11 protein-coding genes are annotated in these 12,745 nt (G+C 39.5%); 6 read left to right on the top strand and 5 right to left on the bottom strand.

What is annotated here, in order from left to right:
- Window positions 1-81: 81 nt before the first annotated feature.
- The 4 genes from CK510_RS16705 to CK510_RS32825 all read left to right on the top strand — a co-directional run bounded on the left by CK510_RS16705 (window position 82) and on the right by CK510_RS32825 (window position 3,933).
- Window positions 82-708: a hypothetical protein gene (locus tag CK510_RS16705; protein WP_095722784.1), complete on the top strand. Its 627-nt coding sequence runs from the start codon at window positions 82-84 to the stop codon at window positions 706-708.
- Between the two features lie 203 nt (window positions 709-911).
- Window positions 912-1,757 (top strand): P-loop NTPase family protein, encoded by an 846-nt coding sequence (locus CK510_RS16700; protein ID WP_095722783.1) that lies wholly within the window; start codon window positions 912-914, stop codon window positions 1,755-1,757.
- Window positions 1,758-2,745: 988 nt separating this feature from the next.
- Window positions 2,746-3,714, top strand: a complete 969-nt coding sequence (locus tag CK510_RS16690) for a DUF6753 family protein (RefSeq protein ID WP_095722781.1) — start codon at window positions 2,746-2,748, stop codon at window positions 3,712-3,714.
- A 72-nt stretch (window positions 3,715-3,786) separates the two neighbouring features.
- Window positions 3,787-3,933, top strand: a complete 147-nt coding sequence (locus tag CK510_RS32825; RefSeq protein WP_211293210.1) for a hypothetical protein — start codon at window positions 3,787-3,789, stop codon at window positions 3,931-3,933.
- 8 nt (window positions 3,934-3,941) lie between these two features.
- On the opposite strand, the gene CK510_RS16685 is transcribed toward CK510_RS32825, so the two are convergent.
- The 4 genes from CK510_RS16685 to CK510_RS16670 all read right to left on the bottom strand — a co-directional run bounded on the left by CK510_RS16685 (window position 3,942) and on the right by CK510_RS16670 (window position 8,663).
- Window positions 3,942-5,180: a ParB/RepB/Spo0J family partition protein gene (locus tag CK510_RS16685; RefSeq protein ID WP_095722780.1), complete on the bottom strand. Its 1,239-nt coding sequence runs from the start codon at window positions 5,178-5,180 to the stop codon at window positions 3,942-3,944.
- Window positions 5,177-5,983 carry a ParA family protein gene (locus tag CK510_RS16680; RefSeq protein ID WP_095722779.1) on the bottom strand — a complete coding sequence of 269 codons (807 nt, stop codon included), beginning with the start codon at window positions 5,981-5,983 and terminating at the stop codon, window positions 5,177-5,179. Before CK510_RS16680 ends, CK510_RS16685 begins: the two co-directional genes overlap by 4 nt.
- A gap of 484 nt (window positions 5,984-6,467) precedes the next feature.
- Complete coding sequence (locus CK510_RS16675; RefSeq protein ID WP_342745970.1) at window positions 6,468-7,700, bottom strand: DNA phosphorothioation-associated putative methyltransferase; 1,233 nt, start codon at window positions 7,698-7,700, stop codon at window positions 6,468-6,470.
- A 6-nt stretch (window positions 7,701-7,706) separates the two neighbouring features.
- Window positions 7,707-8,663, bottom strand: coding sequence for an LAGLIDADG endonuclease (locus tag CK510_RS16670; protein WP_095722778.1), 957 nt, complete (start codon window positions 8,661-8,663; stop codon window positions 7,707-7,709).
- A 156-nt stretch (window positions 8,664-8,819) separates the two neighbouring features.
- On the opposite strand from CK510_RS16670, the gene CK510_RS16665 reads away from it, so the two are divergent.
- Together CK510_RS16665 and CK510_RS16660 are read left to right on the top strand one after the other, a co-directional pair.
- Window positions 8,820-10,193: an HNH endonuclease domain-containing protein gene (locus CK510_RS16665; protein ID WP_211293209.1), complete on the top strand. Its 1,374-nt coding sequence runs from the start codon at window positions 8,820-8,822 to the stop codon at window positions 10,191-10,193.
- A gap of 6 nt (window positions 10,194-10,199) precedes the next feature.
- Window positions 10,200-10,805: an aminotransferase class V-fold PLP-dependent enzyme gene (locus tag CK510_RS16660; RefSeq protein WP_095722777.1), complete on the top strand. Its 606-nt coding sequence runs from the start codon at window positions 10,200-10,202 to the stop codon at window positions 10,803-10,805.
- 315 nt (window positions 10,806-11,120) lie between these two features.
- On the opposite strand, the gene CK510_RS16655 is transcribed toward CK510_RS16660, so the two are convergent.
- A partial coding sequence (locus tag CK510_RS16655) for a translocation/assembly module TamB domain-containing protein (RefSeq protein WP_143289322.1) occupies window positions 11,121-12,745 on the bottom strand: 1,625 nt, incomplete at its 5' end.

The following is a 12,745-nucleotide window of genomic DNA, read 5'->3' as shown; positions in this document are numbered from 1 at the left end:
TTTCAATACAGTACAAAAATACTTAATTAAGGTAGAACAAAAAAGGAGATTGAATAATCTTGACCGGGAGTATTTTAGGTGATGTCGGATAGAGTTTCTAAAGCCAAAATACCTTCCGCGTTAGATGCGCTGAGGGCTTTGGATGCAAAGGAGTTAGATGACGTGTCGGCGCGAGATGCCATTAGAAAGATGCGCCGTCAAATTGAACGAGTGTTGCGACTTGGTTACACCTACGAAGAAGTGTCAACCACATTAGCTGGGTTGGACATCAATATTAGTGGAGAAAGGATTAAATACCTATTGAACGATATCCGTAAGAAAACTCGTAAAAAATCTAAGGTATCTAGAGATGATGGGGTAGAGAAAAATTCGGATGAGATAGATATTCATGAAAGTTCGGAAATGAAAGAAAGTTCGGAACTAAATAAACACTTAGAAACAAATCAAAATTCGAGAGCTAATCAAAGCTCGGAAATAAACCAAACTTCCAGAGTTAATAAACGCTCGGAAGCGCAAGAAATATCTGCCGCGCCAACCGAGCCGACATTTACAATAAATAGTCAAAGAAATAATCAAAAATCATCTTCTGTAAAACCAGATAGGCAACAAGAAAACTCAAAGCCAAAGAACGATAAAAATCATGCCCGCGATGATGATACTAATTCCTTCGCCTTCCAGCCTCAATTAATAAATGACGAGGATTTGTAAAATGGATTGACTGGCTCAGAGAGAGCATAGCTAATCTGCATAGATAGACTTTGTAGAAAGAATTAACACTTTTAGGAAGCAAAAAGAATTAATTGGTCAGAAACTGCAAAAATTTCTAGAAAATTTGACCTGGATAATAAATTGTAAAACGCTCTGAACGGACAAAAATTTGTAAACCCCCAGCAAGAAAGGAGAATTTATAAATGGTTGTAAAAGCAAAGCCAAGTAACGATGCTCTTATAAGTAATAAACAGACCAATAATAAACAAACCAATAATAAATCAATCGCCCAAAAAGAATCTTCCCAACAAACCAAAACAGCACAAAAATATAATGGAAGATTAGTATTAGTAACAGGGGATAAAGGAGGCACAGGTAAAAGCGTGATGGCGAGGCTTCTTTTAGATATATATCGCCACAGAAACATCGACTGTATCGCCTACGAATGCGACCAATCCAACCCCCAACTTTTTCGACATTACAAAAACATTTCCCCCGGAGTTAAAACCTTAAAATTAAATCAACGCGGTGGTGCAGATGCCCTACAAGACGATTTAGAGCGTTTTTCCCCCAAAGTTTCATTAGTAGATTTACCTGCGGGTGCTGCCGAATATTTTGAATCAGTAGCGTCCGATATTCATCTTTTCAAAAATGCAGAAACTATGGGTTATCGCATCACAATGGTGTCCGTGCTAGGACGAGTCAAAGATAGCGTCGTCCAGTTAAAACGGTTAGTGGATTTTTGTAGCGATCGCGTCGATTATGTGGTGGCTAAAAATCTTTATTGGGGAGAAGACAAAAAATTTATCAGATACAACGACTCTAAAATACGCCAAGTTCTATTACACGAACTGGCTGCGGTGGAAATTTTATTACCGGATTTGTACGATAACCTTTTCGATTTTATCGACTCCCAAGATTTAGCCTTCCGCCAAGCCCTGGAACACCATGATTTAACCGTAAGTAATCGATCGCGAATATTTGATTGGGTTGATAAAGCCGAAACTCAATTGGAAACAGCCGCATGGATGCTGGGATTGGATATTTGAGGGGTAAGGAGAGCGCTTACAAGGTAGGTATTTTGTATCTGACTTTTCCCGTTAAGTCTGGAAACATGGATACAGCAAGGGTTTCAGTCCACAGATATATTATCAATAAAAGACGCTTAATGATAATACAACAACGGGAAAATAGGACTTTTAGGATAGCACTCCTGATTGCGATCGCTGTGATAGAAAGATAACGGGAAAAGTCAGATTTTGTATTTGGTCATTTTTTGACGGTTTTAGACAATGCTCAAACCCCCAAACCAAGTTAAATAATTGAGAATTTTGTCAACTATTCCCGATATTGTAAAAAACCTACCCTTGAGAGGAAGGAGAGAATTTAATTATTAGATTTTGGGTTCGACTATTTTCCTTCTGAAGAATACCAACTGTCTTCTCCTTGGCGAAAGTCTAATTTTTTTTATTACTCAGTGGTAAGGGTAAAAACCTTTATTTACTGGGAAGAGGCGATAAAAATCGGGTAGCTTTATTCCACGCTTTTTAACTCTCTCCGGTTTTTTACTTATAGACGTAGACGAGTTTGGTTGAGCAAGCCTAATTCAAAAGCCTAATTCAACAGGTTCGAGAAAGTAGGTGGGTAGAAATAAACAGAACTATGTAACAAAATGTAAATTTACCTCAAAGTCTTACCCCTACTCACTACTCACTATTCACTACTCCCTGACCACAACGATAATTTTTCCCGCTCACCTACTTAAGTTCGATAAAGCAAATCAGCAAGAACGTGCCAAAAAAGGAAAATCGTACGCGGTCGTAATTAATACAAAGTCCAAAACCATTGTGAGGCTTTAGTTTTAGCTATTTATAAAAATCATTTTTTCTTTCGCAGATACTACTCGTACTTCCCCCACTTCCTGCTCCCTCAGCTCTCCTACTCTCCCGCTCATGTCTCTTACCTCCACTTTGAAAACCATAAGCGTCCATTTCATCCATTTCTAAATATTCCGTATCCAACACCAGACCTTAATTTATGCCCACAACCAATAACAAGAATCTGAAAAAGGATAAACCACAACCATCCCACCTCGATAAACTCCTAGAAAATAAACCACCGGAGTTTCAAGCCAAAGTGTTGAGGTTTGCCCTCGACTCCGAAATGAAAGAAGATGACCCAGCATTTCGATTGGTGCAATACATCGGCTATTTATCCCAACTCACCGAAACCGCACCCAGCGAATGGAAACAATTATTCAAAAAACTCCAGGGGGAACTATCCGAGTGGACGGAACTAACGGCAGAACAATTGGCAACGGCAGCAGACCAAAGCGAAGCTCACGACAACCTGGCTCAAAGTTGCAACAGGCTTGGGATAGCCTTGAACGCATTAGATTTAACCTCGCAGCAACAGTTACAGCAATTAACAACCTTGAGCGAAATCTCACCGAGTTTGAAGAACGTCGCACAGGAGATACCGACGCTGAAAAAATTATTGACGAACTTGAATCAAACCCTCTCCCATTCGCAAACATTGACGCTGGAATTGTCCCCCTCCCAAATGGCACAATTGAAGCGAGAAATAGCCCTGGAGATAGAGAGCCGGAATTTGACTTCGATGCTCCGGGAGATGTTGGATTTAGCCCAGAACCAGAGAAGGATGATGGGGATGTTGGAACAGTTAACCCAGAAGAAACGCCGGAACATAAACCCTCCAGGGATATTGGCAAGAATTTGGGAAAGGTACGCAACCGGGATTTTGACTTGGATTTGTAGGTTGGATTGGCAATTTATCTGGGTGGTGGCAATGATATTGGCATTTATTGCCGTACCCGTAGCTCTAGTAATGAGGATGAACGGAGACTACCAACCCATCACTTCCCTGGAAATTGTGGATAAGCAGGTTCGGGATACATATATGCAGGTTAATAATGCAAATGTGAGGTTACAACGAATTGAAAAGCATCTCGGTACTCAGCCAAAATCGAAAGGCAAGGAAAAATGAGTTTTGCGATTGAGTGCGATCGCTAATTAGAAAACCTCGTCTCTGAGTGGATGTAGGAGGAATCGGGATACAATGAAGAAACAATGCCTCAAAAAAGAATGCGAGCGCTCGAACCAAAGAATAAGTATTACAGCCCTTAAAGCGGCAAAATTATGGTTCCAGTCGCGGCAATCTTATCGTCCCACCGACACTGGACAAGCATTATGCAAATCAATTTAAATTATAAATCAGGTTTCCGCGAGTAATTTTTCAAGGTCGTTCAACAATTTTTCCACTTTCTTCCGCTTCTTAATATCCTTCCATACCCCTCCTTGGGTTAACCGCTTGCCAATATCCGAATACCTTTGACTCAAAACTTTTTCAGGTAGTACCTCTTGTGTGCCATTGGCTTGAAGTTGCTGGATTAATTCTTTAACTTGGCTTAACGAGAGGTTTTCAATAACTGCTTTATCGAGTAGTTCCACACGCTGTTCGTCGTCCTTAACTCGTGCGATCGCAACAGCCTTTGTATATTCCAATTTACCTTGCCGCAATACGGACAGTACATCTTCAGGTAACTTGAGCAACGGTAGGCGAGAATTAACAAAGGATTCCCAGGTTATTGTACCCAAAACATCGAAAACGGATTGTACAGCAAGGGTTTCATGTTTACCCAAAACGTTTTGGGTAATTTTCCCTTTCACCTCGTTTTGCATTCGATAAAGCAGCGAAACCACCTCATTGATAGGTTGTTGCAGTTGTATACCCAACAGTTCGAGAATGCCTTCGGTTTCTTCTAAAGGGTTAAGGTCTTGGCGCTGGAGGTTTTCAACAAGGCGTACTTGATGGGTAGTAGTCTCGTCCATCTCTTTGACGACTACAGGCACTTCCACAAGTCCCGCAAGCTCGGATGCCCTAAGGCGACGTTCCCCAGCGATAAGTTCGTAGTTTCCATCACTGAGAGGACGCACAAGCAAAGGTTCGAGAACGCCGAATTGTTTAATCGATTGCGATAATTCTTCGAGCTTTTTGGGGTCAAAATAGCGCCTGGGCTGGGAAGATGGTAATTGAATTTTGGCGATAGGCAAAGCCCCACTGGAGGCGTTTGGTATTAAATTTTGTGTTGTTGATGCTTCGCTTGCTGTGGTTGCAGCTTGTTCCCCAAATAGTAGATTAACGGGTTTTTTTATCTCAGTGTAGGGTTCATCTTTTTTATTGGTTTTATGAGTTTGCTTGCTGGCATTAGTTTGATTAGCTTTACTATTTGAATTAGCTGTATCAGTTTGATTGGCTTTACTATTTGAATCGGCTATATCAGTTTGATTAGCTTTACTATTTGAACTAGCTATATTACTTTGACTGGCTTCACTATTTGAATTATCTGTATTAGTTTGATTAGCTTTACTATTTGAATTGGCTGTATCAGTTTGATTAGCTTTACTCTTTGAATTGGCTGTATTAGTTTTTCTAGTCGTGGGTTTATTCATAATTTTTCTAGTTGAAGAGCAATTTTTTTGAGAATAGCAACGGCAGAATGATTTTTATCCAGTAATGCTAGCGGAACTCGTCGCTCACTCGCATCAGCAAAAGCAATGCTTTTAGGAACAGGAGGAAATACAGTAGCAAGAGATGATAATTGTTCCTGTACAGCTTTAACCGTGCGCGACTCCTGCGCCGTGCGTCCATCGTACATCGTGGGAACAAAACCTGCAAACTTGAGATTTGAATTCGTATGCGATCGCACTTGGGCAACGGTATTTAATAAAAGCTCAGTTCCCTTAAAGGATTTAAATTGACACTGGATGGGGACAAGGATATGGGTTGCCGCAGTCAGGCTAATAATGCTGAGTAACCCTAGCGACGGTGGACAATCAATCAAAATAAAATCGTAGTCATCAAGTACGGGTGCGAGTGCATTTTTCAGGCGATATTCACGGGACATTGCACCACTCAGTTGCATCTCAGCAGCAGCTAAATTTATATCGGCAGGGACGAGGGATAAACCGTTGATGGATTCGGGATAGATGGGAAGTGGTTTGTTGTTGACTATTGCATCGTAAATACTTGTCTCTAACTCGTCCGGTTCTAGCCCCATAAACATTGTTAAAGATGCCTGCGGGTCCATATCCACAAGCAGGACGCGAGTGTTCTGCGAATGTTGCCACCGGGGATTTTCCCCGTGGCAAACTTCGCTTTTTTGGGCGAGATGGTAGCCGAGGTTTTGGGCTAGGGTTGTTTTGGCAACGCCACCACTTTGGTTAAATAAGGCAATGATGCGGGTTTGGCTCACGATTTTTATGATTTACTTCGCTATTAAATCCTAGAGGATGGGGTTATTTTAGCGAAGGGAGTGATTTTATACAATTATTTAAAAGCTGGAAAAAAAGTTTGTGGTTTACTGGCTTTCGCTTTTTCGAGAGGGTGGGTCTTAATACAGCTCGGTTAAGTGGTAGTTGAAAATAAATGTTACATGCTTAAAATCCCAAACCATTGCAAATACTACACTTTGTCCATAATCGTCATGTGTAATTAATTTTGCGTAACCACTTAAGGAGATAAAGTAGGCTGTAACCCTTGAAATATGCTTATCTATAAAATGCCCAAAAAGACTTAACTGAGATGTATTCGGATGGGTTTGTTTTTTCCTAGCGTGGTAAAACTTGCTAGAGATATTTTGGAAACCTAGAAAAATCGTTTTTGATTTTCTTTCGCGCAAACGCAATTAAGCCTTTAATTTCCACTCTCAAGTTAGTTTTACCGTTCTAGGTTTTTTCTTAAGATTCACTCTCTTTATCACTGATAGAAGAAATATCTTCGGTATCATTTTTCTTAACCGCATTACGTCTTTGATATCGACGGGTTTCAACAGCAGCACGCAATACCTTAAGTTTGTAGGGGTCGGCATCATGAAGCCACAGCAACTGATATCCTTTAAGCGTGGCGCAATGCTCCTCCAAACATTTCAGCCACCCAGAACGATGAGTAATACTCCGCCAGTCATCCAGTAGTCCCCAATCCTCTTCTTTACGAGTTAACCGGGCAAATTTTTCATACTGCGGATAGTCAGGAGTAACCAAAGCATCTTTATAGTGCAACACGGGTGGGTCATCTTTATCAAAATCCCGATAGCTAACGTGCAAATCCCGTAGGTCAATTGTCATACTCGTTTGCAGTGCTGGATGGGTGTCTGTATCAAAATCGGGGTAAAAAAGATAGGAAATTTTCGGGCTTTTAGTGTGGATTTTTATTACATTTGCTTCCTCCATGCGTCCAATAGTCCGACTAGCACATCCTTCATAAAGTCGCAGTAAGGGGTCAAGGTTTTCCAATGCTGAGATATGAACCCATAGGGAATTAGCGAGCTTTTTACCAACCCTACTTTGGCGGGTGCGTTCGATAATGTTTTCCGTATTACCCAAGCTATACAGCATCTCCTCGGCATCAATGCAGGCTTGCTTGTAAGTACCGAATAAAGCTTTAATATCTTCTTGGACTGCGGGTGCTAAATCTGCAAATTTGGGACGACGACTAAATTGACAAAGGGCAAAATAAACCATCAAATCATGACGGCGTTTTTGCGCGATCGCTTCCCATTCTTCTGGGTCGGTTGCTTGTAAAATGACATGGTAAGCCCGTTTTAAAGTTCCAAATTCGGCGCTGATTTCCGTTTCTTGAGGTAATTCGCCTTTACTTGGCAAGCGCCCCCGTTCGGTAATAAAAGACATCAATGGTGTCAGTAGTTCTTGGTAATCTTCAAACCGTTTGACTTGAACCCTTACTCTCGGTGTAGTGGCGCGGGAACGGAAGCGAGAAGCGCGAAATAACTGGGCTTTGGCTTCATCCCGAAAAACAAAGTAAATGCCCAAAGCAACGGGAATAGCATCAACACCAAGAACTTGGTCGATGTAAATTTTTAACTCTTCTTGTTCGTAATATTTCTGAAATGTGTTGCGGGTCGTAACTACGCCATCACCGTAAGCGATCGTACCTTTATTAGTGTCGGCAATTGATACTTAAAAATTCAGTTTATATTGCATACCTGGGATTATATATTTAGAAGTCATTTCTCGAAGAATTAGTTTTGAAGTAGCATTTAGTCTAATAAAAGGTTGATTATTTTTATTTTTGAGAATACTACCTTGAAGATGAAAACGAGCTTTTAGTAAATCAGCTAAAAATTTTACTTCATCCTCAGAAAAAGCAAGAGTATATAATTTTATTCCACCTGACGAACATCCATCATCGCAGAGCCAAATAATCAAAGCAAATTCTGTTAAATACTCTAAAATCAAGCTTTTAGGAATAACTTTTTTACTGTTATACCATTGGGAATGAAGCTGAGTTAAGGCAGGATTAACTGTCGTTCTTAACCACCAACCTTTGTATCGCTTACCTGTTTTTGGATGTGGTAAAGATAAATATTCTTTAAAAGAACAAGAAAAATATTGACTGATGAATTCATGTTTCCACTCTAAATATTTTTGATTACTACCTCCTTCAGCATAGCGAGCATTACGTTTATTATAAGCTTTTTCAAGAGAGCCATCTCCCAATAAAGAGCCTGTTAAAAACTCATATAATTTATGGTCTGGTTCTTTTCCTAGATAACTTAAATAATGTGACTGTGCTAATGCCCCTTGTCCTCGTGTCTGCTTCATTCGAGAATTAAGAGTAGGCAAATCAGGATATAGCTTTTTGTATTCTTTAACAGTCAAACCATGAGTTTTTAAATGATTGTGGTGAATCATTTCAAATTGTTGATTACACACCGCACAAGTTACCATATCAATGCCCTGTGACTGAAGTAGTTTAATTCGATTATTTTGACGACATCGATCTACTTGGGCAATATATCGCTTTTGATAAACAGCCTGACATTCGGCACTACCGCAAGTATGACGACAAGCTTGATGAGCTAAACCAAGCTCTACCTTTTTCCCACAAACCACGCAATGAAATGTTTGACGCATGATTTCGCCATCTATAGTTGCTATCAATATTCACTTTGTTATCATATATGATAACAAATACTATTTAGAGCGTTAATATATAAGTTAACAAATACTATTTAGAGCATTAATATATAAGTTAACAAAAATGCTTCCTGCTCTGTCATAATTGGAATTATGGGAAAAGCAGGTCAAGCACTGAGACAAATATTAGATTCTTACAACATCAGCCAAAGCCTACTGGCTACAGGGTTAGGTGTTGAACGTCCGATTGTCTTCCGTTGGTTTCACGAACAAACCGACCCCACTGCGGAAACTGTTGCGCTTATAGTCAAAGCCTTGCATAATATCAATTCATCTGCTGCCAGAGACTTTGTGCAAGCATACTTGGGCAGTCTCACCCATACCCCACAAACAGCTTCAACTCAAGAACTACCTCAGTCAGAACGGGTTAATATCGGGGTTTTAGCTCAATTTTTTAATAATACTACCAACTCTTACAAATATTTATTTTTTCTATCACTTTTAGATATTCTGAAACGAAGACATTTTGAAACTTTATCGCCGATTAGTTTTGAAGAAATTATTATCGAGATGCTGGCAAATGCTTGGTATCCCCATACTTACTTTAAACTGTCCTTTGGAACGCAAGACCAGATTGCGAATAAATTAGATTCTCTGGAATTAGAAATCACCGAACCAATCTTAAATTTTCGAGATACAGATAAAAAGCTATTAAGGAAAATAATTCAATCTCAAAATCTTGAGGACATTATTACTTTTATCGGTAAATACGTTCCATTTCGCCTGATTCGTCCATTTTTCGCTGGAGAAACTAGAGGTTTACTCGATGCTAAAGTCAATCAAACGATTGTTAATCTTGCCAACAATCAATTTGAAAAAACAAAACCTATCTACTGCTTTAATTCCCAATCTTTAAAAGACTGTAGCGCAATTTTATTACATCAAGACTGGGTAGAATATATTGCGGAAAACTATTCAATTGTCAGAGGCTGGGTATCTTGGGAATGGCTGGGTTATATGCAAAAATGCAACCCCAGTGTACCTGCCGTTGCTAATAAACTATTTCCCCCACAACAAAGAGAATCCCTAGCTAATCAAACTAAATTCTGGAAGCTTGTTTTAGAAAATACAGAGGTTCGCTGTATTTACTCTAACCTCGTTTTAACTACAGATAATATATCACTCGACCATTATTTACCTTGGTCTTTTGTTGCCCACGACCTACTTTGGAATTTAATTCCCACAATTCCATCAGTTAATTCTAGCAAGTCTAATAATATTCCTTCAATAGATAAATATTTTCATAAATTTATTGAATTCCAACATCTGGGTCTAACTGTTAGCCAAAATAAAATGACAGACAGAGAATGGAATAAATATATTGAATCTTACCTAGCTGATTTCAAAATAACAGATAGAAATAATTTACTAGATTTAGAAATTTTGAGAGTCGCTTATACCAGTACAGTCTTACCTTTAGTATCTTTGGCTATCAATCAAGGATTTAGTGGAAATTGGTTATATTAATTTTGAATTTTTACATCGGGAGCCACCGAAAGTATTAATTTAGTCATTCAAGGTAGCAACAAGATTGATAACACTTCAAAAATCAAGCCTCGTATCGGTGTTTTACCAGTTGAACACAAAGCAGTTTTAGATACCTGTTATGCTCTAGCTAAAAAAGGATTAGCTGAGATTATAAATCTACAAGTCGATTCCAAAGGTAGATTAGATATCAACCATCTAGAAGAAGTTTGTACATCGGGACTATCACTTTTATTTGGTGGCGGACATCAAAAAGGGCAGCGTTCCGGTACACTCAACGTTCCTGGTATCGTTGGATTGGGAGAAGCTTGTCGCTTACGACTACTGGAAATGGAAAAGGACGAAAACGCGATCGCGCTCCTTCGAGACAAATTACAAAGCTTGCTGCTCGATAAAATCCCTGGTTTAACTGTCAATGGTGATATTAATTCCCGTTTATCAGGAAATCTGCACATCTCCATCCCCGATGTTCCTAACAGTGCAATTATAGCCAGAGTCCGTCACCAGCTAGCTATCTCTACGGGTGCTGCTTGCTCATCAGGTGTAGAAACACCTTCTCATGTCCTTACAGCAATGGGTTTAGGGGGTAGATGAGCAATCGTACAGAAAGTTACGCTAAGGCTGAAAACCTTACTATGCGAGCATTCTATCAATCAATATTTTTTGAAATTCTCAAAGTATCAATTAACCTATACTCTGTTTGGTACAGCAAACGAGTACGGTACAGCAAGGGTTTCAGGCTCTTAAATTTCAGAACCTTCAATTGGTACAGTTTTTCTTCCTGGTGATTAATTCCTTAACGTAACTTTCTGCACCACTGCTTATTTCACCCCCCTACCCGAAGGGTAGGAAGAGAAGGAAAAAATACTTAACTGAACTGTATTGGATTATATCCCCGACTTCTGAATGCTAAAATCTTCTTTCAAACTCGATAACTGCACGATTATCATCAAATAAGTTTGTCGATGCACGAACGCGAAACTCTGGATTAATTCGATAATTAATACCCCATTGTACTGGGTCACTAGCGGTGATGATTTTTAGTGCAGAGGCGGAAAATCGGGGTGAAATATCAACACCAGCTTCAGCCGCTAATTCTAAACTAGAAAAATTTCTGCCAGCTTCTGGGTTTTCAGAAATAACAGTGGGAAATATCCGAAATTCACTTAATCCTAATGTGTTTCCAATCTGATTAAATGTACTTTGGAAATTATTAAATACTGCCGAACCTGCAATATTAATTAAACCTAAAGTACTACCAGCTCCTCGTCCTTGAGTTTCTACAAATCCTCCACCAAGTAAGGCTACAATTTCGTTTTGGCTGCGGCTAGGATTACTTGTAAGTTCGAGGTTATTGTTTAACTGACTAGCTGCACCTTCGATTTTAGCTTCAACACGAACACTTTCTAAAGCTGCAAATCCTGTTGTATTGTTACGGCTCAAATCACCACTTTGAACAACATCTAAAACCCTAGCAAATAGTTGAATATCTAATTCTGGGTCCCGTGGTTGGCTTTTTCTAAAAATGGCTTTGTGTTTGTAACCTCGCGCTAATTTGAATTGTGTCGTAAATAGATTCACACCACCTGACCTCAGCCTAATTTCGCCTTCAGGGATGGGGTCTGTGAACGAACCAGTTAGATTTAAGCTACCTGTAGCGATGAAATCTAGAATTGGAGGGCGGATGATTCTAACATTATTTCCTAGAGTTAACTGCAAGTTATTAAATCTAGTTTGTGCATTATTTGTTTCTGGTTCTTGTTGTTGAATTTGTTTGAGTAAATTGATTGAAGAGTTACTATTTTTAGGCTCGCTCTCTGTCGATTCAGATAGTAATACCTGACCGTTATTTAATTTGATATCACCACCAACTAATGGATCGAGGGCTGAACCAGTAATTTGCAAGTTCCCGCTAACAACTCCTTGATATAAGCTTTTGAGATTTAATGTTAATCGTTCTAGGCTAACGGTAAAGGGATTGGCAACCTTTAATTCATTGTTGGAGATGGGAATTTCACCAGAAGCTGATATTTTTCCACGGCTAAATTTTCCTGCGAGATTTTCAACAATGATGCGGTCAAAATCGAATTTTGCGTTACCTGTGACATCGGTGAGTTTTCCTGGTAATGCTTGTGCCGAAAATGTGGCTTTATTTAAGTTAGCAATCCCATTAAGAATGAGTTGATCGCGAGTTCCTTTAACTTTTAAATCGATTTCTCCTTCACCGTTTTCAAAGGTTAATTGATTGGTGAATAGGTTTAATGCTGCTAATCCTTGATTTTTGACTTTGATATCAAGATTAATTTGATTGTCTTGTGGTGGAGGTGATAGGGGAAACTGGTAGGGAATACCTCCTGCGATCGCAACTGGATCGGAACCCACAACATTAACATTACTATTAAAATTTAAACGTCCATTCGCGTAGTTAAAGCTAGCATCAGCCGATCGCACTCCTTTGGCATTTAATGTACCTTCGCTGATGTTAAAATCGCCTTGTGCTTGAGGATTGCTGATGCTTCCAGCGATAGCCGCTT

Origin of the sequence: Brunnivagina elsteri CCALA 953 (genome assembly GCF_002289455.1) — a bacterium.
Taxonomy (GTDB): Bacteria; Cyanobacteriota; Cyanobacteriia; order Cyanobacteriales; family Nostocaceae; genus Brunnivagina; species Brunnivagina elsteri.
Note: the sequence above shows the minus strand (reverse complement) of the source record. Positions and strands in the feature narration are given on the sequence as shown.

Bases quoted from the DNA above. Each gene is read 5' to 3' on its own strand.
- CK510_RS16705 (WP_095722784.1), top strand. From the start codon at position 82: ATGTCGGATAGAGTTTCTAAAGCCAAAATACCTTCCGCGTTAGATGCG.
- CK510_RS16700 (WP_095722783.1), top strand. From the start codon at position 912: ATGGTTGTAAAAGCAAAGCCAAGTAACGATGCTCTTATAAGTAATAAA.
- CK510_RS16690 (WP_095722781.1), top strand. From the start codon at position 2,746: ATGCCCACAACCAATAACAAGAATCTGAAAAAGGATAAACCACAACCA.
- CK510_RS32825 (WP_211293210.1), top strand. From the start codon at position 3,787: ATGAAGAAACAATGCCTCAAAAAAGAATGCGAGCGCTCGAACCAAAGA.
- CK510_RS16685 (WP_095722780.1), bottom strand. From the start codon at position 5,180: ATGAATAAACCCACGACTAGAAAAACTAATACAGCCAATTCAAAGAGT.
- CK510_RS16670 (WP_095722778.1), bottom strand. From the start codon at position 8,663: ATGCGTCAAACATTTCATTGCGTGGTTTGTGGGAAAAAGGTAGAGCTT.
- CK510_RS16665 (WP_211293209.1), top strand. From the start codon at position 8,820: ATGGGAAAAGCAGGTCAAGCACTGAGACAAATATTAGATTCTTACAAC.